Origin of the sequence: Bacillus sp. FSL K6-2861, from assembly GCF_038630725.1 — a bacterium.
GTDB lineage: Bacteria > Bacillota > Bacilli > Bacillales > Bacillaceae > Bacillus > Bacillus velezensis.
In genome coordinates, this window is record NZ_CP152037.1 from 648,539 (window position 1) to 674,671 (window position 26,133).

Sequence of the window (26,133 nt, forward strand, 5' to 3'; positions counted from 1 at the left end):
TTGTTTCAGAAAAAATGAATGAAATGCTGTGATTTTCTTAAACTTTTCAGCCCCCGTCCGGCGTCTGATATATGAAAAGGGTCCCTTGTGCATCTTGGCTGTTGCGGGACGAAAGAAAAAATCCATGATCTGCGGATATCATGGATTTTTTTCTTTCTTTATCTGATGTAGCGGTCTCCGACAAGCAGCTTGGAGATGACGGAGGTCGGTATTGTAAACTCTGTAACGCCCATATATCCGGGTGCCGCTTCGTATTCATCAAATGAGATGACAAGTTTGTGCTTATCTGTAATATAAAAATTCTGGTCGGCGCGGATCGCTTTAAAAGGCTCCGACATATCATTATCTTCGACCCAGTATATTTTATTCGGATCTTCTTTCATCTGTTTTTTCATTTGTTCTTTAATATTTTCGCTGATGACTTTAATATAACGGTCATCTTTAAATAAGCTCTTTAACGTAAGCACGGCCTCATTCTTTTTATCAATCGTGATGTAACGGCTTTGCGTATAAGAGGAAGCTTGCGTTTTTTCGATATCACGGCGGATTGAGATCAAATCCGCTGTGTCAGTAACGGTTTCATAATCGCTGTAAATACTGAGGTGGCCTTTTTTGCTTTTTGAGGTCGCCTTCATAAATTCCTGATACAGCTCTTTGCTTTCTTTCATATAATGCCGGTTGATGCTGTCTTCGAGTTTATGATCGGAAAGGCCGGACAGAGCGGGCGTTTTCACATCAATGCTTGATTGGTTCTTTTCTTCCTTCATCTCCGTGAATGTGATGGCTTGGACGACTTTGCCGATGACGGGGATTTTAGACATGGCTTGTGCGGCATCCGGATTGATATTGACAACGGCGGTAAATAAGACGGCCGCAGCGACTGCCGCGGATGTCGGCCACATCACGATTCGTTTTTTCTTCGGTTTTTGCTGAAGGGCTTTTTCGACAATGCTGTCCAGTTCCTTAGGAATGGGTACGCTTTTATACTCTTCTCTTAATTGTTCTAATCTCTTTTCCATTAAGAAAGATCCTCCTTCGTCAGCTGAATGCGCATGAGCTTCAGCCCCCTGTAAAGGCGTGTTTTGACGGTGTTGATGTTTTCCCCCGTGATGTCCGCGATTTCTTCTAATTTCAGGTCTTCAAAGAAACGCAGAATGATAATGGTTTTATATTGATGCGGCAGGTCATCAAGCGCTTCGTGAAGGTCTGTGTCTTTGTAGTGATCTTCCTTTCCGCGGCTTAAAAACTCGATCGTTTCATCGTCCATCACTTTCAGTTTTTTCTGTTTGCGGAGAAAATCAATGGCCGTGCGCACTAAAATTTTATAAAACCAGCTTTTGATCACATCGGGGTTTTTGACGGATTCGACCGATGTCAGCGCTTTTTGAATTGATTCTTGAACAATATCTAACGCGTCATCCTTGTTCTTTACGTAACTGTACGCCAGCCGGTAAAAGTCTTCCTTGCGCTCAGTTATGCACGTCACAAGCGACGCTTTGGCTGTTTCGTTCTTCATTGCTTCAAAGGGCTCCTTTTTTTAAAATACGTATCATAGGCTGCTGCCTAAGGATAGACGGGACAGGGTGAAAAATAGTTTGCGCAGAGGGGATCATTTTTAAAAGGAAAAGGAAGGAAAGACGATGAGATAAAAAAAAGAGCCGGAACGGCTCTTTTTCGGATGTGTTGATATTCAGCTGAACGGTTTAGTTCGGTTTGACTAAGATTTTCACTTGGTTTTTCTCTTTGATTAAAGCACCGAAGCCTTCTTCAATCAGATCGTCGAGCACGATTTTTTTCGTGACGAGCTTATCTGCTGAGAAGTACCCCTCTTTCATCAGTGCAAGAACGGAAGGGAAGATGTCACGGTATCCGATAATGCCTTTTACGGTCCGTTCTTTGATGACGATATCGTTCGGATGAATTTCCGCTCCTTTTTCCCAGATGCTGACGATAACCGTTTCACCGGCAATGTTTGTTGACTGGATCGCCTGGCGGAGAACGACAGGAACGCCTGTTACTTCATAAGAAACATCAACGCCGCCGTTTGTGCGTTTAGCGATTTCTTCAACGACATCGTCCGTTTTTGACGGATCAATGATGATAGCGCCGAGTTCTTTCGCTTTTTCCTGACGCTCCGGTGAAAGTTCAACCGCGTAAATATCTGTGGCGCCGGCCGCTTTCAGGGCTTCAATCACAAGCAGCCCGATCGGTCCGCAGCCAAAAACTGCCGCCTTGTCGCCCGCTTTTAATTTGCTTTGGCGGACGGCGTAAAGCGCTACCGCTGACGGCTCAACAAGCGCGCCCTGTTCGTAAGAAAGCTCTTCAGGAAGCTTAAACAGCAATTCTTCGTCAACGGATACATATTCAGAAAATCCGCCGCCGCCTCCGGCTAAGCCTAAGAATCCCATTTGTTCATCAAGGTTATAGGCTCCCTGATGTCCGTGTGTGGCAAAAATCGGTTCCACGACGACACGGTCGCCGACGCTGTAATTTTTGACGCCTTCGCCCACTTCAACGACTTCTCCTGAGAATTCGTGACCCATCGTGACGGGCGCCATTTCGTTTGTTAACGGATGAGGTTTGCCGACCGGAATAAAGATCGGGCCTCCCAAATATTCATGAAGGTCGCTTCCGCAAATCCCGCACCATTTGACTTTAATTTTGACTTTACCCGGTTCTGCTTTAGGTTCATCAATGTTTTCGATTCGAATGTCTTTTTGATTGTGCCATCTTGCCGCTTTCATTGATTATCACTCCTAGTCTGATTGAAACGAGTATAGGTACATGATCAATATGAACCACGGTTAAAAGGAATAAAGTGCCTGCTTCCTAAAGCCTGATTTTTCTCAAAATATATCATATTATGCAACTATCAATAGGCCTTATAAAAAGTCCATATTGAATGCAGAAATACTCTATGAATATTATAACGCTAATGAATTAAATTTTGTAGTATAATTTACCATGGAATTATATAGAACAGGAAATTGTGCCGTCGTTGTGTGCATGTCTCATCACGTTGTAATGAACATGTAAAGTGATTGAAATATTATAATCGTCTTCTTGGTGTATAATTTTGCCTAGAATAAAGAATCAGGAGGACGAAAGCTTGAAGAAGTTATTCTTAGCCTTATTGATTTTAGCAGGAAGTACGCTGGGAGCGATCAGTTACTCTTCTGATGCAAGTGCTAAAAAAGTGAACGGAAATATTACATGGTATAATGGAGTCGGTAAAAAAGGATCTTCCGGTAAAAAACTGGGACACTGGGATTGCGCGACAAAATTAGGATTTGACGTTCCGAGAAACGGAACGAAAATCAGAGCTTATGCGAAAGCAAAACCGAAAAAGGTTATCACCGTATACAAAAATGATGTAGGCCGTCTGCCGAATGCCGTATTGGATGTCAGCCCGAAAGCGTTCAAAGCGCTCGGATATCCGTTAAGCAAAGGAAGAGTATCCGGACACTACAGCTATTAAAATAGACCATCTTAAAAAGCAAGGACTCTGATTCTTGCTTTTTCTGATTGACGGAGAGATTGATAATGAAGAAGAAACGATGGATCTGGATGTTGCTGGCAGCCGTTTTGGCGGCGGCGGTCATCGCGTCCGTTTTACTGATTAAAGGAAAAAGCGACGGCGGCGGAAAAGCCGTTGTCTCCGGCGGCCATGACAAGCTGCTTGTTTCCATTACAGACAAAGATCTGATGACGAAATATTACGAGGACGGCCGCGTGCTGTATGAGGAAAAGCTTTCGGCATATCCGGCGTTTGCGCTGGATGACGCCCATCAGGTGCTCTATTTTGTCGGGAATAATGACCAAAATGAGATGCGTCTCTATAAGCTTGATCTGAAGACGAAAAAGAAGACGGTGCTTTATAAAGGAACGGCAAGCGCTGACAGTCTGTTTTTATCAAAGGATCTGACGCACATTTATTTCCGTCTCGGAAAAGCGGATGAAGATATTTTCCGTCTCGCATCTTTTGATTTGAAAACGAAACGTTATGAAAATCTGTATCCCGCCGCCGATGAGAAAGACGACAGTGTAAGCAGCTTCTTTTATAACCGCAGCCAAAACGATTTTGCGCTTCTGCATTATTCCGTAAAAGAGGATTATCAAAAAACGGATGAGGCAAATGAGAAGGGGATTGACCCTGAACCGACGAATATCCGGTTTGCAGCAGGAGCGGGCGAACACCTTCAGGATCTGACAAACCTTGAACAGTTTATCAGCGACGTGGCGGTGTCACCGGACGGAAAGAACCTTGTCTTTACATCTTATACCCAAAAAGGGACGGAACAAAAAGCGTCCATCCGTCTGATGAATGTCAAAACGAAAAAAGATGAAACGATTATCTCAAACGGGAAGGACTTCGCTCCGCTGATTGATGCCCAGCCTCAGTTTTCTAAAGACGGCAGCATCATTTATTTCATGGCGGAAGCAAAAGGCGCTAAGCGTCTGAAGGATGAAACGGGGCGGAATGCGAAGGTCCGGACCATTTATGCTTATCATTTGGATACGAAAAAATGCGAAAAAGTCTGGGAAAATGACAACGGCATTATCAACAGTTTTTCCGTCATCCAATCATGAAAAAAACACTCAGCGCCCGCTGGGTGTTTTTTAATGAACAAAGCTGGCTGCGGCTGAGGCGAGCCATTTGAAAAAACGGAGAATCGGAACGGCAAAATGAAGCGTTTCGATGAATGACTGTGCGGCAAGGTTCATTTTCCGCCGTTTTGCCATTTCCTTCAGATCTTTCTGCTGCCGATCGTTTTTCATGTTCATTGCTCCTTTGCATCATAAAAGGAAATGATAACGCAAAGGCCTCTCATGAGACATGGAGGCCTTCTCTATGTTGAGACTCGTAAAAGGGAGGTCTAACTTGATGCCGTTTGGTTATTGTTTTGGAGATTTACCAACGAACGGACGCCGTCGATCATTTTACTGCCGCAAAGGGGGCAAGTCGGGGTATCACTGCCGGCAAAATTCTTTCTGCTCCAGCCGATACAGTCCTCTTTTGTGCATTCCCACGTACTGACATCTTCTTTAGGCAGCGGTTCCTGATTACGTTTGTTGTAGTAAGACATAAAGTCACTTCTTCCCTTATGAATTTTCGTGCACTCCTTCATTGTCTCATACTTTTCCCTAATCTCCTAATTCCTTTTTCTATCCAGATTTCCAATGAGGGTGCATCGTCTTCCTGTTATTACAGTATATGCAAATAAGTGTCTTTTTATTTTTTCTTTTTGGATAAATAAAAAATCCCCTTCTCTAAAAGGGGGGATATTTGTTTACTGCTTATTCGTGACGTCCATCGGTCTCATCATGTCGTAATCTTCATGTTCTAGAATATGACAGTGCCATACGTAGCGTCCGCTGTAAGGAGCGAAGGTCGCCGCGATTCTGATGACCTCTCCCGAGTGCGCCTGCACGGTATCTTTCCAGCCTTTTTCACTTGGAGGAGGCGGGACGGCGGGGCCTGTATACACAATGTCGCCGAATTTGTTATAGCGCTCTAAGTCAAAAGGACGCCGGTCAAGGATTTGGAAGGAAACAAGGTGCAGGTGTATCGGATGGGTTCCCCCCATCGGATTGATAATCGACCAGATTTCCGTTGTGCCGAGCTTCGGCGCTTCTGTCACAGGATCATGCCATCGCTTGTTATTCAGCGTCAAAACGGGCCGGCCGTATTTGTCTTGCGTATTTGTGAGTTTAAGCGTCCTGATATTGTGTATTCTCTTTGATGTCACATTAGGCATTGTTGAAAGATATTTAGGCTTCCGGCTTGTGTCTGCTCCCTTCAGCGGTTTTGTGACGCGGAATTGCATCACATTGGCGTCTGTATCCGGATCGGCGTCGCCCCCGCAGCCGGTGCCGTTCGTTAAAATGATATGTTCTCCGTCAAAGGCGGAGAAATCGATGAGCACATCATACCGCTCTGCCGGGGCTAAGCTGATAGATTGTGTTTTGACAGAGCGGGGAAGCAATCCGCCGTCAGAACCGATTTGAATAAACTTCCCGCCGTTATTGAGCGAGAGAGAAAATGTTCTCGTATTGGAGGCATTAAGGATGCGGAAACGATATGTCCGCGGTTCAACTTCCATATACGGCCACGCTTTACCATTGACGAGAATGGTATTTCCGCAAAAAAACGGGACGATGGAAGGGTCGGGCAGCGTTTCGGAAGGGTTAGCAGGTCCGCTCGGGTAAGACAAGGAACCGTCGTCATTTAATGTGCGGTCCAAAATCATAAGCGGTACGTCATACTCTCCGGAGGGAAGCTTCAGCTGCTTTTCTTTTCGCTCGCGAATGATATACATCCCGGCAAGCCCGGCGTACACATTGAGCCTCGTAATCGCCATGGCGTGATCGTGATACCATAACAGAGCCCCGCGCTGTTTGTTTGGATAATGGTATACCTCTCTCTCAAAATAAGGACCCGTTTCCTTAAAATCCTTTGTGAACCATGCTTCCGGGTAGCCGTCGCTGTCCGGCGGCGTTGCTCCTCCGTGTAAATGGACGACGGTTTTGACATCGGGTTCCTGATGGCCGCTTTCTGAATGGTGAATGGTATGATCCACGGGCAGAAAATGCTTATCCGGAAGGTCATTCATCCATTTAATATAGACGTTTTCATCTTGGTTCACGTCGATCGTGGGGCCCGGAAATAAACCGTTATACCCCCACAGCCGGGTCGGCGGGAGATCGCGGTGCAGCTTGTGAAAGCATTCCTTCATGGTGACTTCATAATACGTGCTGCCGTCTGATTTCTTCTGCGGCTGGAGTGTTTCGATAATCGGCAGTTCATCTGCAAATTTTTCTAGAGCCATTTTTCATCCTGTCCTTATCATTTATTGAAATCCTGTACTACAGTTAATGCTGCCTTGAACAGGTTGGTTAAAAAAACACCCGCCCTTTTTTGAGGGGGGTGTTTGCGGTTATTGCGCAATCCGGCTTTCGGAAGCGCTCTCTTTCGGTTTTTGTTTTTTGCGGAATACATATGAGGCAAGTACCAGCAGAGTAATAAATCCTGTCAGTAGAAATTCAGACCGCATTGAACTGATAAACAGCATAGATAACAAGATGGCGCAAATGGCGATGATCGTCAGGTAGGTTAAGTACGGATAAAACCACATTTTGATTTTAAGAGATTCAGGGTTTGTCCGTTCGATTTTCTTTCTCATTCTCAGATGTGAGACGGCGATGACGAGATAGACGAGCAGTGCGATCGCCCCTGATGAATTGACCAGGAACAAAAATACGGAGTCGGGAGAAAAGTAGTTCATAACAACGGCAATATAGGAGAAAAAGGTGCCGGCGATAATGGCTTGAACCGGTACGCCTCTTTTGCTCAGTTTCATAAAACGCCGCGGCGCTTCATTTCGCTCTGCCAGTGAATACAGCATCCGTGACGTCGTATAAAGCCCGGAGTTCAGGCAGGACAGAACGGCTGTCAGGACGATGAAATTCATGATTTGAGCGGCTGCGGGAACCCCGATATGGCTCAAAACGGCAACGAAGGGGCTTTCCAAAATATTGGCTGAATCCCACGGCAGCAGTGTGACCACAACCGCAATGGAGCCGACGTAAAAAATAATGATCCGCCAAACGACTGAGCGGGTCGCCTTTGTGACGGATTCGACCGGATTTGACGTTTCTCCCGCTGCGATTGCGACGATTTCAGATCCCATGAAAGAAAAAATGACAACGACGATGCCGAGCAGAACGGAACTTGGACCTTTAGGGAAAAATCCGCCGTGTCCCGCCAGATTTTCCAGCCCGACCGGTTTGCTGCCGGGGACGATTCCGAAAATGAACGCAAATCCTGCGATTAAGAAGACAACGATCGTCGCTACCTTCACTAAGGAAAGCCAGTATTCAAATTCGCCGAACGATTTAACTGAATAAATATTCGTCAGTGTTAACAGCACGGTCAGAAGCAGACTCGTCAGCCATAACGGAATGCCCGGGAACCAGTACTGTATGATTCCGGCGCCTGCAATGGCTTCAATGGCAATGACGATGACCCAGAAAAACCAATACAGCCATCCGATCGTAAAACCGGCCCAAGGACCGATGGCGTCATGCGCGTACTGTGAAAACGAACCGCTTGTCGGGTTGACGGAGGACATTTCCCCCAGCATTCTCATAATAAAAATCACTAATAATCCTGCTAAAGCGTAGGAGACAATCGCTCCGGGTCCGGTGGAATGAATGACGGATCCGCTTCCGACAAATAATCCGGCGCCGATCACGCCGGCAATTGAAATCATAGTCATATGCCGGGTTTTTAATCCCTTTGATAAAGAGTTAGGCTGATTCATTCTTTGCCTCCTTTTGGTTTGTTTATGCTGAATATTCAGACAAGTATTATTCTATCATAAATGCCACAGGCAGTTGAAAATGATGTAAGAAAATATGACATTTTTTCTCGTCCGTACAGCAGAAAGTGCCGGAAGGAAAAGAAATAATTTTCTGTTATTTCTGTGTTTTAATGGTTTTGAAAATAATTCCATGAACATGGGTTGGCGAGAATCCTTGATACGATTGGGATGAGAGGGGTTTTGTGAATGAAAATAAGTTTCCTGAGTGCATAAATGTTCTATGCTTACTATTTTTCTGTGGAAAGTGAATCATGTTTCTATAGACCCACTGTGTCCTCGCTTTGTATGATAATGAAGGAAAAATTGAACGGGAAGGAGGATTTTCAGTGGAGAGATATCATGAATTGAAAAAAGGCGAAACCGGAGCGATTGTCAGTATTGGCGCATATGCGGCATTGTCGGCTGTGAAGCTTGTGATCGGTTATTTGTTTCACTCAGAAGCGCTTCGGGCCGACGGTTTAAATAATGCGACTGATATCGCGGCATCTGCGGCTGTTTTCATCGGTTTGCGCATCTCTCAGAAACCTCCTGACGAAGATCATCCTTACGGCCATTTTCGGGCGGAGACCGTCGCGTCACTCATTGCTTCCATTATTATGATGCTTGTCGGAATGCAAGTGCTGTTCAGCGCCGCGCAATCTATTTTTTCCGTTAAAGAGGAAACACCGGATATGATAGCCGCCTGGACGGCCGCGGGGAGCGCCGTCGTGATGCTGATGGTCTGCCGCTATACGAAAGGGCTTGCCAAAAAGGTAAACAGCCAGGCCCTTTCAGCTGCGGCCGCTGATAATAAATCAGATGCGCTCGTCAGTATCGGCACGTTTATCGGAATTTTTGCTTCACAGTTCCATTTGGCTTGGGTGGATACGGTTACCGCGTTTATCATCGGGTTGATCATCTGCAAAACCGCGTGGGATATTTTTAAGGAATCCTCTCATTCGCTGACTGACGGTTTTGATGTCAAACATATTTCTGATTATAAAAAGACGATTGAACAGATTGCGGGCGTCAGCCGTTTAAAAGATATTAAAGCGAGATATCTGGGCAGCTCCGTTCATATTGATGTCGTCATTGAAGTGCCGTCAGATCTGAACATTAAAGAGAGTCATGAGATCGCAAATGAGGTAGAACGCAAGATGAAAGAGGAACATGCCATTGACCATTCACACGTTCATATGGAGCCTCTCCAGCTGAAATAAAGCTTCCTTTCTAAAGGGAGCTTTTTCCTTTTTCAGACTGGAAACAATTCGCTGGAAACGTTTTTTTATACTGTTTATATTTTGTGGTAAAGTTAGGTTACGATAATTGAAATTTGAGAGATGACTAGGAGGAGAAGAATGGCTTATAAAGAAGAGCTGCATCCGCTGCTGGAGAAAGCCGTTGAGCATATTGAAAACATCATCATAGGAAAACGGGATATCGCCATACTCAGTCTGGCCGCCATTCTCGCAAAAGGGCATGTGCTGCTGGAAGACGTGCCGGGAGTCGGAAAAACGATGATGGTCCGCGCTTTGGCCAAGCTGATCGGAGCTGACTTTAAGAGGATTCAGTTCACGCCGGATCTTCTGCCGTCAGATGTGACGGGTGTCTCTATTTATAATACGAAAACGATGGAATTTGAATACCGCCCTGGACCGATCATGGGGAATATCGTGCTGGCTGATGAAATTAACAGAACTTCTCCGAAAACGCAGTCTTCCCTGCTTGAGGCAATGGAGGAAGGGAATGTTACGATTGACGGAAAGACAATGCGGCTGGCTGAGCCGTTTTTCGTCATGGCCACACAAAACCCGGTTGAATATGAAGGAACGTATCCGCTTCCCGAAGCCCAGCTTGACCGGTTTTTATTTAAGCTGCGCATGGGCTATCCGACTGCCGAGGAAGAGCTTCAAGTTCTGTCTTTGCAGGAAGGGCGCAATCCGCTTGAAACAATCGAGCCCGTCATTTCTAAAGAACAGTTTATCAGCCTTCAGCGAAAATTGGAGCAGGTGCGGGTGGATGATGGAATTAAAGCGTATATCGTCGGCATTACTCAGCATACCCGCCGGCATCCGTCCGTACATCTGGGCGTAAGTCCGCGCGGTTCAATCTCATTAATGAAAGCCGCGCAGGCGTACGCGCTGCTTCATGACCGCGATTACGTCATTCCTGATGACGTCCAGTATTTGGCTCCGTATACGCTGCCGCACAGAATGATCTTGACCGCCGAGGCGAAATTTAACGATGTGACCCCGGAAGCGGTTATAGAAGACATCATGCAAACGGAAAAAGTCCCCGTCCAAAGGATGTCGGTCCGCTAATGAGAAGGAAGATGCATTGGCTTCTATATGGCTGGAAGCTGCTTATGTTGGCCGTACTGACGGCGGCTGTCTTTTCTTATGCCATGTTTCAGGGCGGATTTGTGAGCTGGTTTTTATTTTATGCGTTTTTGCCGTTTACCGTTTACGCCGGGCTGGTCGCTGTGTACCCGTTACGGGCGTTTCAGGTGACGCGTGACGTGTCCTCCGCCCAGTTAACCTCAGGCGACAGGCTGTCTGTCACCATCAGGCTGACGAGGCGCCTGCCGTTTCCGCTGACATATATGGTCATTGAAGATGTGATGCCGGAAACGCTTGGCGAGAGGCGCAGTGCGAAACAGCTCGTGTTTCCGTGGTTTCAAAGGAAGCTGACGTTACAATATGAGCTGCCGCAGGTGCCGCGCGGAGAGCATCATTTACATACGATAAGAGTGCGGACGGGAGATGTTCTCGGGCTTTTGGACAAGACGGCGTCGTTTTCCGTAACGGATACGGTTCTGGTTTTCCCGGCGTACGGGTCTGTTCACTATAAGCCGCAGGTCTCATCCGGAGAAGAGGGTGCGGCTGCCGGCGCTCCGTTTCAGGTACACCGCTCCGCAATGGCTGCGAGCGTCAGAAATTATCAGCCGGGCGACCGGTTTTCCGCACTTGACTGGAAAACATCGGCGCGGCGAAATGAGCTGATGACGAAGGAATTTGACCCGCTGCAGAGTGTGAATATGATTCTCTTTTTGGACTGCAGGCCGTCCCCATCGTTTGAAGCCGCGGTATCAGCTTCGGCATCCCTGCTTTACACGGCGCTTGTGAAGGGCTCTCCCGCAGGATTTATTTCATTGGGGAGCGACCGGACCGTATTTCCCGTCCGGGAGGGAGACCGGCATTTCAGAAAGATGCTGCGTTACCTGGCATCAGCTTCAGAATCGGAAGAAGCCGATGCAGGCGGGCGTTTAGGAAAAGAGCTGGCGGATCCGCGCGTCCGCAAAGCTTCCATTGCCGTCGTGACGGGCAGTCTTACAGAAGACCTTCTCAAACAGGCTGAGCCCGGCCGTGCTGACATGACGGTGTTTTTGGCGAAAGAAACGAATGCCGCGCTTTCGGAGAAAGAACGGAAACTCGCTCTTATCTTCGCTCAAAAAAATATTAAGGTGCAAATGATCAGGGACAAACGGGTGTCCCATGTTGTTTAGAAAGAGAGGTGGCGCGCCATGCCGCATGACGAGAACCAGGGAAGCAGGCTGAGTCTGCTGCTGTTTTATTTTCTCGCTTTTTTATTGTTATGGGAATGGCTCAGGCCGCTGCACAATTTTACAGATACAAAACATACCGGTTTTTTCATCGTTTTTATCGGTTTGGCATTTCTGCTGTCATTCTTCCGGATGAGGTGGTACGTCACCGTGCCGTCCTGCATTCTGTTTACGTTGATCAGTATTCACATCTTGTTTTATAAAGGTTCGGTTTTTCAGCCGGAATGGCTCGTTTCTTTTTTGCGGGACGTGATGCAAAATGCCCGCCACATCGGGTCCGGAAGATGGAATGACATGAATCCGTCATTCCGCACATTGCTGTTTTTTGTGCTTTTATGGCTGCTCGTGTATTTGCTGCATTACTGGGTGATCTATCAGCGGAAAATATTATTCTTTTTTATCATGACGGTGGCGTATATCACCGTGCTTGATACGTTTACTCCTTATGATGCCGCGTACGCCGTCATCCGGATCGTCTTTATCGGCTTTTTGATGATGGGGCTTTTGTATATGGAGCGCATCCGGCTTACGGAACACATAGCGTTTAAAAAAAGATTGATACTCAAATGGTTTCTGCCGCTGATGCTGTTTATCTGCGCTTCCGTCGTGTTCGGGCTGGCGGCTCCGAAATCAGACCCGAACTGGCCGGACCCCGTGCCGTTTCTTAAAAAAATAACAAACCACAAAGAAGTGCCCGCCGCCGAAAGCAAAATCGGCTACGGCAATCATGATGAAACATTGGGCGGCCCTTTTCAGCAGGATGATACGCCGGTTTTCACATGGAAGGGAAAAGAACGGGCGTACTTCCGGGTGGAAACGAAGGATACATACACGGGGAAAGGCTGGGTGGAGACCGATCAGGGCATGTCCTATAAACTGAACGGAGGCAACGTGGAAGATATATGGTTTGACCGGAGTGTGCAGACGAGACGATATACGGCACAGGTGTCCATTGATGAGAATTATCTCTATAATCACGTCATGTATCCGATCGGCGTCTCCAATATTAAACCGAAGCACTCGATTCAGCTTGAAATGAACGGAAACACCGAGCAAATTATGCCGGTCAGTGAACAAGTGGGCAACATCCGCAATATGGGACGGTACACGGTGACTTTTCAGGCGCCCGTCTTTAAGCTGAATGATCTCAGAAAAGTGAAAGTGAAACGATACCGTGAGCAGAATCAATTCAATGACCGTTATTTACAGGTCCCCGACAGCCTTCCGAAAAGAGTGAGACAGCTTGCGGACAGACTGACGCGGGATCATCATAATATGTTCGATAAAGCGAAGGCGATCGAGGATTATCTCGGATCTTCCGCATTTTCGTATAATACACAGGATGTCGCGGTTCCGGAGCACAATCAGGATTATGTCGATCAATTTCTGTTTGAAACGAAAAGAGGATATTGTGATAACTTTTCATCGGCAATGGCTGTGCTGCTCCGCTCTGCGGGAATCCCCGCCCGTTGGGTGAAGGGCTATACATCCGGCGAATATAAAGGGGCAGGCGACCATAATGGCCACATTTATGAAGTCACAAACAACAACGCCCATTCGTGGGTAGAAGTGTATTTTCCCGATCAGGGCTGGGTGACGTTTGAGCCGACAAAAGGCTTCACCAATCCGACGGAGTTTACGTCAGAGCAAAATCATACCGCGGCAAAAGACAGCGGAGGCTCAGCGGGGAATTCGGATTCATCGTCTGACAAGCAGCGTCAGGAAACAAAGCCGGAAAAAGAAAAAACACCGAAAAAGCGGGATCACCGTGCGGCACCGCAGCCTGTGATCCGCAACAAAACCGCGGCACAGCTGTGGCCGTATGCAGCCATCGTCATCGTGATTTCAGCCGCGGCGGCACTCGCCTGGCTGTTCCGGGCGCGCTGGATTCCGCACGTTACAGCAGCCAGATTGAAGCGGCGTACGGATGAAGACGTCTTTTTCGACGCATATGCCGCGCTGCTCCGCCAGCTGAAACGAAAAGGATTCAGCAGGGGAGACGGAGAAACGCTGCGCGATTTTGCCGCGAGGATTGACGAGGCGTACCATACAAACGACATGTCCGAGCTGACGCTGCTCTATGAGCGGGCCTTATACCGCAGGGATAATGCAGCGGAGCTTTGGAATGAATCGGGACAGTTGTGGGAAAATATAATTAAAACAAGATAGTCTTGACCGCATATCGTCCTGTTGTTAGAATAAATGAATGTTAAATGGGAGCCCGGGAGCGTTAAAAAGCCGGGCTTCCGGACAAGTCTTGCGCGACAGAGGGCTGAACGTGTGTCCTCCGTTTTTTCTGTGTCAAAAACTTAGAGGAGATTAGGTGACAACCATGACGAAGTTAGTGAATGAAATGATTCTTGTTCTTGATTTCGGCAGTCAGTATAACCAGCTGATTACCCGCCGGATCCGTGAATTTGGCGTATATAGCGAGCTGCATCCCCATACGTTGACAGCTGAGGAAATCAAAGAAATGAATCCAAAAGGAATTATCCTTTCAGGCGGACCAAACAGTGTATATGATGAAGGATCTTTCCGCTGTGATGAAAAAATCTTTGAACTTGATATTCCTGTATTGGGCATCTGCTACGGCATGCAGCTGATGACTCATTATCTCGGAGGAAAAGTCGAGGCGGCAAGCCAGCGCGAATACGGAAAAGCCAACATTCAGATTCAAGGAACCCCTGACTTGTTCAAAGATCTTCCGGAAGAACAGGTTGTGTGGATGAGCCACGGCGATTTGGTTGTAGAAGTTCCTGAAGGCTTCACTGTTGACGCAACAAGCCATCACTGCCCGAATTCAGCGATGAGCAAAGCGGACAAGAATTGGTACGGCGTTCAGTTCCACCCGGAAGTGCGCCACTCTGAATACGGCAATGATCTTCTGAAAAACTTTGTATTCGGCGTTTGCGATTGTGAAGGCAAATGGTCAATGGAAAACTTTATCGAAATCGAAATGCAAAAAATCCGTGAAACAGTCGGAGACAAGCAGGTTCTTTGCGCGCTAAGCGGCGGTGTTGATTCCTCTGTTGTGGCTGCTTTAATTCATAAAGCGATCGGCGACCAGCTGACTTGTATTTTCGTCGATCACGGCCTGCTTCGTAAAGGCGAAGCGGAAGGCGTCATGAAAACGTTCAGCGAAGGCTTTAATATGAATGTCATTAAAGTTGATGCGAAAGACAGATTCTTAAACAAGCTGAAAGGTGTTTCTGATCCTGAGCAAAAACGCAAAATCATCGGCAACGAATTCATTTACGTGTTTGATGATGAAGCGGACAAGCTGAAAGGCATCGATTACCTTGCGCAAGGAACGCTTTACACGGATATTATCGAGAGCGGTACTGCTACGGCGCAAACGATCAAATCGCATCACAATGTCGGCGGACTTCCTGAAGATATGCAGTTTGAACTGATCGAGCCGCTGAACACCCTTTTCAAAGACGAAGTGCGCGCGCTCGGCACAGAGCTCGGCCTTCCGGATGATATCGTATGGCGTCAGCCGTTCCCGGGCCCTGGACTTGGCATCCGCGTACTCGGCGAAGTAACGGAAGAAAAACTTGAGATCGTTCGTGAATCAGACGCGATTCTGCGTGAAGAAGTGGCGAACCACGGCCTTGAGCGCGACATCTGGCAGTACTTCACGGTTCTTCCTGACATCCGCAGCGTCGGCGTCATGGGAGATGCGAGAACGTATGATTACACAATCGGTATCCGTGCCGTAACATCAATTGACGGCATGACATCTGACTGGGCGCGTATCCCTTGGGATGTGCTCGAAGTGATTTCGACACGGATCGTCAATGAAGTGAAACACATCAACCGCGTCGTGTATGACATTACGAGCAAGCCGCCTGCAACGATTGAGTGGGAATAGTCAAAAGAAGCTTAGAATCCTTGGTTTATAAGGGTTCTAAGCTCTTTTTTCTTTTATAGCAACAATTGATCCAATATTATTAATTGAACCGTGAATTTTAAAGAAAAAGTATTCCACAATGGGATAATAATTAATGTTGTTTTAGAATAAAGTTTGTTCAAATTAAGCAAATTAAAGAAACCCTCTATTCAAATACAACTATTTCTCCGACATCTATAAATCCAAATCGCTTATAGATATTTTTTCCATCCTCTGAAGCCTGTAATACAACTGGTTTTTGTTTATCCTTTGTTTGCTTTAGAAGAAATTGAAACATTTCACTGCCAATTCCTTTACCTCTAAATGTTTCTTTTGTCATCACATCATAAATACCATAGCTATCTTTGGTTTCTATTAATAAACCGGTAGTTACAGGCATTTCATCTTTGCATCCAATAAACATCTGAACTTCTGAACCTAATTTTACTTGTGAAAACGTATTAAAATAACTTTCTAGTGCATCTTTTTCTGGTGTACCCTCAAATAAGCTCGTGAATATGTCTATATATTTTAAAAGTTCTTCATCATTTTTCACAGCAGTAATCATAAGCTGATGGGAAATTCTTTGCCCAACATTAAGAGTATTTTCAAGTTTCATCATTACATTACGTTCCGCTTCTTTTAGATCATATTCTTGTATAAGTTTTGTCCAATCCTCAGTTAAATACTGAGGATCAATCCAAATACTAAAGGGATATTTTTTATATGAAAAATTATCGATTCCATGTCTGATCTTAACTGTATTTTTGATATTTGGAGATTTCGGTAATATTACATTAAATGTATCAGTGGGGATTTTTGTATTTGCTATGATGAAATCTTCTTCCTTTGTAAGCTCTCCGCTAACTGTATGGGTAAATGATTTTAATTTTTCTTCCAAATTGTTTATGACTAATTGTTGATTTGTAATCATGTTTTTGCACCTTTCAATTCGATTTAGTGCGCTTTTTTTATTATAAGGTCAACTAAAACACTAAATCACAGTATTTACCCCCTCCCATAATATTCAGAACACGGGGGAGCAATATTTTTAATGGTAACTTCTAAATCAAGGAACTACAAACCCCAAAAGGCTTGATATTCAATAAATTAATTCTTATAATGTTTAGAAAGCATTGAATGGGAATAAACCAAGATAAAAAAACGTCTCTTTTAAAAAAGAGGCGTTTTTTTTCATCTTTTTGAAACCGTTTTGCCCCGATTCATATCTAACAGCATAGGAGGTGGATAAGGTGAAGGAAGAACGATTGATCAAAAAGGCGAAAAAAGGTGATGCCGCAGCCTTTGAAAAACTGATCACAGCTCATCAGGAGACTTTATATAAAACAGCTTATCTCTATTTGCATCACAAGGAAGATACACTGGACGCTGTTCAGGAAACGGCTTACAAGGCTTTTCTTCATATCGCGCAGTTGAAGGAGCCGAAATATTTTCAAACGTGGCTGATCCGGATTTTGCTTCATACGATTTTTGCGATGAGGAAAAAGCACGGAGACGTCATCCCGTTTGAGCCGCAACATGATACACGCGCGGAGAATAAGAACATTGAAGAATACATAGATCTTCGGAATGCCCTGGAAACGCTTGACGAACATATACAGCTGACCATTCAGCTTTATTATTTTCAAGATTTCTCGATTGCTATGATCGCTGAACAGACCGGTATGGCGGAAGGCACTGTAAAAACGCATCTGCACAGGGCGAGAAAAGCATTGAAGCAGGAGCTGGAAAAGGAGGATAAACATATATGGAAAAGCATCAAATGAAGCAATTGTATCAGGACATTGACGTGCCGAAAGCTGAATTGAAAAACGTGATACACAGCGCCGCAGTCCGTGCCGGAAAAGAAGGCGCCGTCAGACGGAGATGGGGACGAAAAGTGATAAACGGCCTCGCGGTTGCTGCTGCTTTGTTTATTCTGTATCTGTCCTCAGGCTTATTCATGCCCTCCGTTAACACGGCTATGGGAAACATTCCTGTTGCCGGACAAATTTACAGTCTGTTTCAGGATAAGGCAGGTTCTGCGCTGTTTAAAAGCAATTTGGTGACAAAACTGAATGAGAAAGCGGAATCACGCGGGATTACGGTGACAGTGAAAAGTGTGTATTACGACAGCGGACAGCTCGTTTACAATTTTACCGTTGACAATTTGAAATCAGATGAGGAGAGCATCTCTTTTCAAGTTGATTATAAAGATCCACGGAATATGTTAGCAGAGGATTATGACAGCAGTGATATGAAAAAAATGAAAGACGGGCGGTACGCGGGGCAGCTTCGCCTGTTCACGGACGGCTCAAAGCTGAAAGACGGTGATAAGCTTCCGCTTGTCATTACACAAATCAAGGATATCCCCGGAAATTGGCGCTTTACACTTCCGATCAAAAAACAAAAGTCCGTTTCTCTTGAAGGAACGAAAGCTGTGAATGTAAATCACGGATTATACCGCTTTTTCGATATCCGGGCGGAAAACGGAACGATGGGATCGGCTCTCCTGTATTCTATCGACTTTCAAGATGCAGCTAAAAATGATGCCATCTCGATTGACGAAGCAACGGATGATGCAGGAAACCATTATGAAATGACGATGTCGAATATTGAACTTGGCGGCAGAAAGAATCTTCCCGGAGGCGGGAAAAGAATACGCGGCCAAACTCAATTCAGCAAACCGATAGACCCGAAAGCGAAAACACTTTTCATAATGGGTAATTTAAAATCAGAATCAGAGCCGGGAGAAATCGTGCCTCTGAAAACAAAACTGCCTGTCAGTTATGAAACGAAACATCATCATGTCGGCATTACCGTCAAAAAGATCAAACAGCAAGGCAGACGGGTGATCGTCGATTATCAATTCACAGGAATTAATTACAGCAAAGCGGAAAAAGATCAGCTGATCAATGTCGGTGAGTCAATCGGTCTCGGCAATACGAAAAAAATGAAAACCTGGCCATCAGTTGATGAGTATGAAAAAGGCTATTATCTGAAAGGAAATAAGGCGAAAGTCATGAATCTTAAAACGGGTGAAATGGAATCCGTTTTTGAATTGGATGATTCATCCGATAAAGACTATTCGTTGCGCGATTTTTCATTCGATTCATATGCTTTGTACGTCAATCAAACGGTTATGAACTTGCTGGCGGATGACAGCGGAATCACATTCGCGGTGCCGGTTCGGCCTGCGGACGGAAAATGATGTATGGAAGGCGGCTTTTGCCGTCTTCCATTTTTGGTCAATTAACGAATAAACCAATTTTTTTTAACGGGATTGTTCGTTTTTTTATTGAGTTTTCAAAATTGAATTGATACAATAGACTCAGAAATCAAATATGCAGATATCGTATAATGGCGGGGATATGGCCCGCAAGTTTCTACCAAGCTACCGTAAATGGCTTGACTACGGATCAATCTCAATCGTTTGATATAAATAATCCATTCTTATTTATTCAGACTGAACGTATGTAGTCAAGCGTCCCAAATGTATTTGGGGCGTTTTTTATTTGGCGGATAACGGGCAGAATAAATGGGAGAGAATGAAGGAGGCAATTGGCTTGAAGCAATTTTTTCAGTTTGATGAGCTGGGGACAAGCTATCGTAATGAAATCATCGGCGGTTTAACGACCTTTTTGTCAATGGCGTACATTCTGTTCGTCAATCCGCTGACATTGTCTTTAAACGGTGTGAAAGGATTTCCCGAAGCATTAAAAATTGATCAGGGCGCGGTGTTCACCGCTACAGCCTTGGCGTCTGCGGCCGGCTGTATTTTAATGGGGCTCATTGCAAAGTATCCGATCGCGATTGCGCCGGGTATGGGATTAAATGCGTTTTTTGCTTTCTCTGTCGTCCTCGGCATGGGGATTTCATGGCAGGCTGCGCTTTCCGGCGTCTTGATTTCCGGAATTATCTTCGTGGCGCTTTCGCTGACGGGATTGCGGGAAAAAATCATTAATGCGATTCCGCCTGAGCTGAAATTAGCGGTCGGCGCGGGTATCGGTTTGTTTATCACATTTGTCGGTTTGCAGGGTTCGGGCATTATTGAAGCAAACTCATCGACTTTGGTGTCTATCGGCAATATTCACAGCGGTCCTGTGCTGCTGACGGTTTTCGGTGTTATTGTGACGGTCATTTTGATGGTGCTTCGCGTAAACGGCGGCGTATTTATCGGAATGCTTCTGACGGCGGTTGCCGGCATGGTCTGCGGACTGATTCCGGTTCCGACGCACATTGTCGGCAGCGTGCCGAGTCTTGCGCCGACTTTCGGACAGGCGTGGATGCATCTTCCGGATATCTTCTCCGTACAAATGCTGATTGTCATTTTAACTTTCTTGTTCGTCGGGTTTTTCGATACGGCCGGAACGCTGGTGGCTGTAGCGACACAGGCCGGGCTGATGAAGGAAAACAAACTTCCGCGTGCGGGAAGAGCGCTTCTGGCGGATTCAACATCAATCGTTATCGGAGCCGTACTCGGTACGTCTACAACGACTTCTTATGTTGAATCCAGCTCAGGCGTTGCGGCGGGCGCGCGCTCCGGCTTCGCGGCTGTTGTGACGGGCATTCTCTTTTTGCTGGCGATGTTTTTCTCGCCGCTTCTGTCAGTTGTCACCACGAATGTGACGGCTCCGGCTTTAATTATTGTCGGCGCGCTGATGGTGGCGCCGCTCGGGAAGATCGCCTGGGATAAATTCGAGGTGGCTGTGCCGGCATTCTTAACGATGATTATGATGCCGCTGACGTACAGCATTGCGACGGGGATTGCGATCGGTTTTATATTCTACCCGATTACAATGATCTGCAAAGGAAAAGGAAAAAGCGTTCACCCGATTATGTACGGGCTGTTCGTCATCTTTATCCTGTATTTCATCTTCTTAAAATAACGGAAAAACCGGCTGAGGAAAGCCGGTTTTTTGTTTTTGTCCTATTCCGTAAAACCAATACATACTATAAAACGTCATGTGGGTGTCCGGGTGAAGAAAACCGCTTGACTGTTTAAGGACGCTTCGGTACCTTATATAAGTGTTTTATTTTCTTGTTTAACAAATTCCGCCGTATTTTTTTGATAGGAGTTGCTGACATGACGGAAGAAAGAAAAGAAACGTTGGAAGAAGAAAAACAGCATCAGGGGACTGATGAAGAACCGCTGTCGAGAATGTCCAGAAATGCTGGACGTTATCAAAAGCAAAAGAAAAAAGAAAAGGAACGGCGCCCGGCTCCGGCTTTTACGGAAAAACTCGCTTCTGCATGGGCCGCGGTCAAACGTTATTGCCGTTTCGCGCTGCGCATTTTGACATCACCGGTGAAGGTCGTTGGGGAAGACGGCTTTTCCCGCTTTAAATATGCTCTTATTTCAATGCTTGTATTCAGTATCTTTTTCTCAATCGGAAATTGGTTTCAGCTGAGAGCAAGCCAGCAAAGGCCTCTCGGATACGGGGAGCGGCATCATACGTTTTTTGACGGCTTTACCGTCGTTCTCGTGTATACGCTCGTCTTTTTTGCCGCTGCGGCCGGGGCGGTCTGGCTTGTATCACGCTATATGATGAAACAGAAAATCACGATGCGGGATGCGGCCGCGGGGGTCGGATCGCTTTTGGTTCCGGCTGTCGCCTGCTCTATCGTGTGGATGATTTTCGCGATATTGAATCTGCCGGTCATCACCGTGGTGTTTACGGCGCTGACCTTGTTTCTGGCCGCCTCGGCGATGGTGCAGTTTGTGCAGATTCTATACAAATCGGCTGAAAAGCCTGCGGCTGACGTGATGTACTGTATTTCCGCGGCGGTTATCATCATGCTCGTTTTTACGGCTGTGACATGGCCGCTTATTTCAGAGTACTTTACTGCTTCGCTGATCCCTTTATAAGTCGAAATTTGTCTTTCACAATGTTTACAAATTTTTCTGATAAAGCGTGTTGTTTTGAAAAGCCGTCCGATATATGATGGGAGCAACAGCAATTCGAAAGCGGCACTACTCTTTATGATTCGGAAAGGGATGATGAAGATGGCCCCGTTGTTGCGAGAAGCCATTAATCGGAAAAAACAGCACCTGAGGACAAAGCTGATCCGCTCAGGGTTTTATCAAGACCATGTTCAGGAACTGTCCGGATACACGCTGAGTGAACTTGAAAAGGAATATGAAGCCGTCAAACGATTGAAAAAAGCCGAGCTTCACTGATAAGAGCTTGAAAGTCTGCCTTGCGGGGCGGGCTTTTTTTTCTTTTGAAAATGATGAAAAGAGGGTAAACTATCCTTAATTGAAGGATTGATGCTTTTCAAAGTATCAGAGGAGGGGAATCAGTGATGCAGACGATTTTATCCAACAGTATAGGTATGGTTCTCATTATTCTCATCATTAACATTATATATGTCTCTTTCTTTACGATCAGGATGATTCTGACATTAAAGGGACAGCGCTATTTCGCCGCAGGCATCAGTACGGTTGAAATCCTTGTGTATGTGACCGGCTTGAGTCTTGTGCTCGGCAATCTGAATCAGATTCAAAACGTCATTGCCTATGCGCTTGGCTACGGCCTCGGCGTCATAGTGGGAATGAAAATTGAAGAAAAACTGGCGCTCGGCTACATAACAGTCAACGTCATTACGAAAGAGCTTGATCTGGACCTGCCGAAACAGCTCCGGGAAAAAGGATACGGGGTTACAAGCTGGGTTGCGGGCGGACTTGAAGGAGACCGGACCGCCATGCAGATTCTGACGCCGCGCAAATATGAGCTTCAGCTTTATGATACGATTAAAACGCTTGATGAAAAAGCGTTTATCATCGCTTTTGAGCCGAAAGCGATCCACGGCGGATTCTGGGTGAAAGCAGTGAAAAAGAGGAGAATTAAGGAATGACAAAGCCAAAGAAGAAACGGTTTGAAGTAACGGAACATGAAACGATTGATACCATTCTCACTTTAATGAAGGAAGAGGGCTATATGCCCGTCCGGCGGATGGAAGAGCCGATCTTTACAGAAAAGAAAGAAAATGGATCAATTCAAGTCGTTCCTTGCGGGAAAAAAATCGTATTTGAAGGGAAATTGATCTAAACACGAACATTAAAAGAAAGAATTTTTATATCGTTCGATAATGTCGTTGACATTATCTAAGTCCGTTGTTAAGATAAACATGAAATCAAAACACGACCTCATATAATCTTGGGAATATGGCCCATAAGTTTCTACCCGGCTGCCGTAAACGGCCGGACTATGCAGGAAAGTGATAAACAGCTGACATGGATATCGCAGAAGCGAACGACTGACGATACGCGCGCCATGCCCGGTTTGTATTGCTTCCTCATAGTTGCAATATAAGCCGGGCTTTTTTTTCTGAAAAACAAAGCATGAGAAGGTGGGAACAGAATGCAGCCGCTAGCAGGAATCATCATGGGAAGCACTTCCGATTGGGAGACAATGAAACATGCATGCGACATACTTGACGAACTTCACATTCCTTATGAAAAACAGGTGGTATCCGCGCACCGGACGCCTGATTTGATGTTTGAATATGCAGAAAGCGCCAGAGACAGGGGCTTAAAAGTCATTATTGCCGGAGCCGGAGGAGCGGCGCATCTGCCGGGAATGACGGCGGCCAAAACGACGCTGCCGGTGATCGGCGTACCGGTTCAGACAAAATCGCTTAACGGGCTTGATTCTCTTCTGTCTATCGTACAGATGCCAGGCGGCGTGCCGGTCGCGACGACGGCGATCGGGAAAGCGGGCGCAGTGAACGCGGGTCTGTTAGCCGCGCAAATTTTGTCGGCATTTGACGACGACATTGCGGATAAACTAGAGGCGAGAAGAAATGCGACAAAACAAACGGTGCTGGAAAGCAGTGATCAGCTTGTCTGATAAAAAAACGATTTACCCCGGCGCCGTTATCGGCATTATCGGAGGCGGACAGCTCGGAAAAATGATGGCTGTCGCCGCAAAACAGATGGGCTATAAAGTCGCTGTCGTCGATCCCGTGAAAGACTCGCCATGCGGACAGATCGCCGATATTGAGATTACCGCCCAGTACAATGACCGTGAAGCGATTCAAAAATTGGCCGGAGTCAGTGACATCATTACGTACGAATTTGAAAATATCGATTACGAGGCGCTCAACTGGCTCAAAGAACATGCATATCTTCCCCAGGGAAGCGAGCTGCTGCTCATCACCCAAAACAGGGAAACGGAAAAAAAGGCGATCCAGTCAGCAGGCTGTCAAGTCGCGCCTTATCGGATCGTAAACAGCGGACGGGAGCTTGAGGAAGCCGTTCAGGCACTGGGGCTCCCGGCGGTGCTGAAAACATGCCGCGGCGGATATGACGGCAAAGGCCAATTTGTCATTAAGGAAGAAGGACAGACAGATGAAGCGGCTGCGCTGTTAGAAAACGGCACGTGCATACTTGAAAGCTGGGTATCGTTCCGGATGGAGCTTTCCGTTATCGTGACGAGATCGGTGCACGGTGAGATTTCAACCTTTCCGGCTGCTGAAAATATCCACAAAAATAATATTCTGTTCCAAAGCATCGTGCCCGCGAGAGCGGAGGAAACGGTTCAAAAGCGGGCAGAGGCGCTTGCCGTTCAGCTCGCGGAGAAATTGGAACTTGTCGGGCCCCTTGCGGTGGAAATGTTCGTCACGGAAGATGGAGACCTTTTGATTAATGAACTGGCGCCGCGTCCTCACAACTCCGGGCATTATACGCTCGACCTTTGTGAAACGAGCCAATTCGAACAGCACATCAGAGCGGTCTGCGGACTTCCTCTCGGCAGAACCGATCTTCTCAAACCGGGAATGATGGTGAATCTGCTCGGTGATGAAGTGAAGCTTGCGGAGGAGCATACGGAGCTTTTAAAGGAAGCCAAACTGTACCTGTACGGAAAACATGAGATTAAAAAAGGCCGCAAAATGGGGCATATGACATTTTTGCGGAAGCCTGATGAAACATGGATTCAGGACATCACGAACATATGGATGAAAAGAGACGGAGGACGAGCATAATGATCGAACGTTATTCAAGACCTGAAATGTCCGCGATCTGGACGGACGAAAACAGATACCAGGCATGGCTGGAAGTCGAGATTTTAGCCTGTGAAGCCTGGGCTGAGCTTGGCGTCATTCCGAAAGAAGACGTCAAAGTCATGCGCGAAAACGCGTCTTTCGACATCAACCGCATTTTGGAAATCGAGCAGGATACGCGCCATGACGTCGTTGCATTCACCCGCGCGGTTTCAGAATCATTAGGCGAAGAAAGAAAATGGGTTCACTACGGCCTGACGTCAACAGATGTCGTGGATACCGCTCTTTCCTATCTATTAAAACAGGCGAATGAGATCTTGCTCAAGGACATTGAGAGATTTGTTGACATTATAAAAGAAAAAGCGAAAGAACATAAATACACGGTCATGATGGGCCGCACGCACGGCGTACACGCGGAACCGACAACATTCGGCCTGAAACTCGCGCTTTGGCACGAAGAAATGAAACGCAACCTTGAACGTTTCAAGCAGGCAAAAGAAGGGATCGAAGTCGGGAAGCTTTCCGGCGCGGTCGGCACATATGCAAATATTGATCCGTTCGTAGAGCAGTATGTCTGTGAAAAACTCGGCCTGAAAGCGGCGCCGATTTCCACTCAGACATTACAGCGCGACCGTCATGCGGATTACATGGCAGCACTGGCTTTGATCGCGACGAGCATTGAAAAATTCGCAGTGGAAATCCGCGGTCTGCAAAAGAGTGAAACACGTGAAGTGGAAGAGTTTTTTGCAAAAGGACAAAAAGGCTCATCGGCTATGCCTCATAAACGGAACCCGATCGGGTCGGAAAATATGACGGGCATGGCGCGCGTGATCCGCGGGTACATGCTGACGGCATACGAAAATGTACCGTTATGGCATGAGCGTGATATTTCTCATTCATCAGCTGAGCGCATCATTCTTCCTGACGCGACAATCGCGCTGAATTACATGCTGAACCGATTCAGCAATATCGTCAAAAACTTAACGGTATTCCCGGAAAATATGAAACGCAACATGGACCGCACACTCGGTTTGATCTATTCTCAACGCGTGCTGCTTGCTTTAATCGACACGGGTCTGCCTCGTGAAGAAGCATATGACACGGTTCAACCGAAAGCGATGGAAGCGTGGGAAAAACAAGTGCCGTTCCGCCAGCTTGTCGAAGCGGAGGAAAAAATCACGTCCCGTCTCACACCGGAACAGATTGCCGATTGCTTTGACTACAATTATCATTTGAAAAACGTCGACTTGATCTTTGAGCGTTTAGGTTTATAGAAGAAGCCAGCCGGAGGCGGCTTCTTCAGCCGCCAT

25 protein-coding genes and 2 riboswitches are annotated in these 26,133 nt (G+C 46.4%); of the genes, 17 read left to right on the forward strand and 8 right to left on the reverse strand.

The features are described from left to right. Positions 1-158: 158 nt before the first annotated feature. From rsiV to NYE62_RS03250, 3 genes are all read right to left on the reverse strand, one after another. Entirely contained in the window at positions 159-1,019 is an 861-nt protein-coding gene (gene rsiV / locus NYE62_RS03240; RefSeq protein WP_015416955.1) for an anti-sigma-V factor RsiV, read from the reverse strand. Continuing rightward, a complete protein-coding gene (locus tag NYE62_RS03245; protein ID WP_003155802.1) occupies positions 1,019-1,516 on the reverse strand; it encodes an RNA polymerase sigma factor in 498 nt (165 codons plus the stop codon). The genes rsiV and NYE62_RS03245 overlap by 1 nt, the downstream gene beginning before the upstream one ends. A 187-nt stretch (positions 1,517-1,703) precedes the next feature. Then, entirely contained in the window at positions 1,704-2,744 is a 1,041-nt protein-coding gene (locus NYE62_RS03250) for a 2,3-butanediol dehydrogenase (RefSeq protein WP_007408876.1), read from the reverse strand. A gap of 365 nt (positions 2,745-3,109) precedes the next feature. Between NYE62_RS03250 and NYE62_RS03255 the strand changes: the two genes are divergently transcribed. Further along, positions 3,110-3,478: an RlpA-like double-psi beta-barrel domain-containing protein gene (locus tag NYE62_RS03255; protein ID WP_007408877.1), complete on the forward strand. Its 369-nt coding sequence runs from the start codon at positions 3,110-3,112 to the stop codon at positions 3,476-3,478. A gap of 65 nt (positions 3,479-3,543) precedes the next feature. Continuing rightward, positions 3,544-4,590 carry a PD40 domain-containing protein gene (locus tag NYE62_RS03260; protein WP_007408878.1) on the forward strand — a complete coding sequence of 349 codons (1,047 nt, stop codon included), beginning with the start codon at positions 3,544-3,546 and terminating at the stop codon, positions 4,588-4,590. 30 nt (positions 4,591-4,620) lie between these two features. Here NYE62_RS03260 and NYE62_RS03265 read toward each other — a convergent pair whose 3' ends face one another. The 4 genes from NYE62_RS03265 to gabP all read right to left on the reverse strand — a co-directional run bounded on the left by NYE62_RS03265 (position 4,621) and on the right by gabP (position 8,324). Beyond that, positions 4,621-4,779: a hypothetical protein gene (locus NYE62_RS03265; protein WP_003155794.1), complete on the reverse strand. Its 159-nt coding sequence runs from the start codon at positions 4,777-4,779 to the stop codon at positions 4,621-4,623. Between the two features lie 98 nt (positions 4,780-4,877). Further along, positions 4,878-5,087 (reverse strand): cold-shock protein, encoded by a 210-nt coding sequence (locus tag NYE62_RS03270; protein ID WP_007408879.1) that lies wholly within the window; start codon positions 5,085-5,087, stop codon positions 4,878-4,880. A 204-nt stretch (positions 5,088-5,291) separates the two neighbouring features. After that, positions 5,292-6,830: an outer spore coat copper-dependent laccase CotA gene (cotA, locus tag NYE62_RS03275; protein ID WP_039252495.1), complete on the reverse strand. Its 1,539-nt coding sequence runs from the start codon at positions 6,828-6,830 to the stop codon at positions 5,292-5,294. Between the two features lie 108 nt (positions 6,831-6,938). Further along, the gene (gabP, locus tag NYE62_RS03280) at positions 6,939-8,324 is read right to left on the reverse strand and encodes a GABA permease (RefSeq protein ID WP_144464647.1); all 1,386 of its coding nucleotides are present in this window, start codon (positions 8,322-8,324) and stop codon (positions 6,939-6,941) included. Positions 8,325-8,710: 386 nt separating this feature from the next. Here gabP and NYE62_RS03285 point away from each other — a divergent pair, with 386 nt between their 5' ends. The 5 genes from NYE62_RS03285 to guaA all read left to right on the forward strand — a co-directional run bounded on the left by NYE62_RS03285 (position 8,711) and on the right by guaA (position 15,799). Continuing rightward, entirely contained in the window at positions 8,711-9,583 is an 873-nt protein-coding gene (locus NYE62_RS03285) for a cation diffusion facilitator family transporter (protein ID WP_199022394.1), read from the forward strand. 138 nt (positions 9,584-9,721) lie between these two features. After that, entirely contained in the window at positions 9,722-10,684 is a 963-nt protein-coding gene (locus NYE62_RS03290; RefSeq protein WP_039252491.1) for a MoxR family ATPase, read from the forward strand. Further along, positions 10,684-11,868: a DUF58 domain-containing protein gene (locus NYE62_RS03295; RefSeq protein WP_199022395.1), complete on the forward strand. Its 1,185-nt coding sequence runs from the start codon at positions 10,684-10,686 to the stop codon at positions 11,866-11,868. The genes NYE62_RS03290 and NYE62_RS03295 overlap by 1 nt, the downstream gene beginning before the upstream one ends. 18 nt (positions 11,869-11,886) lie before the next feature. Further along, positions 11,887-14,094, forward strand: a complete 2,208-nt coding sequence (locus NYE62_RS03300) for a DUF4129 domain-containing transglutaminase family protein (protein ID WP_342497232.1) — start codon at positions 11,887-11,889, stop codon at positions 14,092-14,094. A gap of 163 nt (positions 14,095-14,257) precedes the next feature. After that, positions 14,258-15,799 (forward strand): glutamine-hydrolyzing GMP synthase, encoded by a 1,542-nt coding sequence (gene guaA, locus NYE62_RS03305; RefSeq protein ID WP_007408887.1) that lies wholly within the window; start codon positions 14,258-14,260, stop codon positions 15,797-15,799. Between the two features lie 184 nt (positions 15,800-15,983). Here guaA and NYE62_RS03310 read toward each other — a convergent pair whose 3' ends face one another. Then, a complete protein-coding gene (locus tag NYE62_RS03310; protein ID WP_251257721.1) occupies positions 15,984-16,751 on the reverse strand; it encodes a GNAT family N-acetyltransferase in 768 nt (255 codons plus the stop codon). Positions 16,752-17,070: 319 nt separating this feature from the next. Here NYE62_RS03310 and NYE62_RS03315 point away from each other — a divergent pair, with 319 nt between their 5' ends. From NYE62_RS03315 to purB, 10 genes are all read left to right on the forward strand, one after another. Then, complete coding sequence (locus tag NYE62_RS03315; RefSeq protein ID WP_342497233.1) at positions 17,071-17,604, forward strand: sigma-70 family RNA polymerase sigma factor; 534 nt, start codon at positions 17,071-17,073, stop codon at positions 17,602-17,604. After that, entirely contained in the window at positions 17,586-19,028 is a 1,443-nt protein-coding gene (locus tag NYE62_RS03320; RefSeq protein WP_342497234.1) for a DUF4179 domain-containing protein, read from the forward strand. Before NYE62_RS03315 ends, NYE62_RS03320 begins: the two co-directional genes overlap by 19 nt. Positions 19,029-19,150: 122 nt before the next feature. Then, positions 19,151-19,252, forward strand: a riboswitch (purine riboswitch). 131 nt (positions 19,253-19,383) lie between these two features. Continuing rightward, a complete protein-coding gene (locus NYE62_RS03325; RefSeq protein ID WP_007408891.1) occupies positions 19,384-20,706 on the forward strand; it encodes an NCS2 family permease in 1,323 nt (440 codons plus the stop codon). Positions 20,707-20,903: 197 nt separating this feature from the next. After that, the gene (locus NYE62_RS03330) at positions 20,904-21,686 is read left to right on the forward strand and encodes a hypothetical protein (RefSeq protein ID WP_014304542.1); all 783 of its coding nucleotides are present in this window, start codon (positions 20,904-20,906) and stop codon (positions 21,684-21,686) included. Positions 21,687-21,824: 138 nt separating this feature from the next. After that, complete coding sequence (locus tag NYE62_RS03335) at positions 21,825-21,998, forward strand: Fur-regulated basic protein FbpA (protein WP_003155777.1); 174 nt, start codon at positions 21,825-21,827, stop codon at positions 21,996-21,998. 122 nt (positions 21,999-22,120) lie between these two features. After that, a complete protein-coding gene (locus tag NYE62_RS03340) occupies positions 22,121-22,675 on the forward strand; it encodes a DUF5698 domain-containing protein (protein WP_016937019.1) in 555 nt (184 codons plus the stop codon). Further along, positions 22,672-22,869, forward strand: a complete 198-nt coding sequence (locus NYE62_RS03345) for an NETI motif-containing protein (protein WP_003155772.1) — start codon at positions 22,672-22,674, stop codon at positions 22,867-22,869. The genes NYE62_RS03340 and NYE62_RS03345 overlap by 4 nt, the downstream gene beginning before the upstream one ends. A 78-nt stretch (positions 22,870-22,947) precedes the next feature. Next, positions 22,948-23,049, forward strand: a riboswitch (purine riboswitch). Between the two features lie 132 nt (positions 23,050-23,181). Beyond that, the gene (gene purE / locus NYE62_RS03350; RefSeq protein WP_007609846.1) at positions 23,182-23,670 is read left to right on the forward strand and encodes a 5-(carboxyamino)imidazole ribonucleotide mutase; all 489 of its coding nucleotides are present in this window, start codon (positions 23,182-23,184) and stop codon (positions 23,668-23,670) included. After that, entirely contained in the window at positions 23,624-24,805 is a 1,182-nt protein-coding gene (gene purK, locus NYE62_RS03355) for a 5-(carboxyamino)imidazole ribonucleotide synthase (protein WP_042634928.1), read from the forward strand. The genes purE and purK overlap by 47 nt, the downstream gene beginning before the upstream one ends. Continuing rightward, positions 24,805-26,097, forward strand: coding sequence for an adenylosuccinate lyase (gene purB / locus NYE62_RS03360; protein WP_007408896.1), 1,293 nt, complete (start codon positions 24,805-24,807; stop codon positions 26,095-26,097). The genes purK and purB overlap by 1 nt, the downstream gene beginning before the upstream one ends. Positions 26,098-26,133 lie beyond the last annotated feature (36 nt).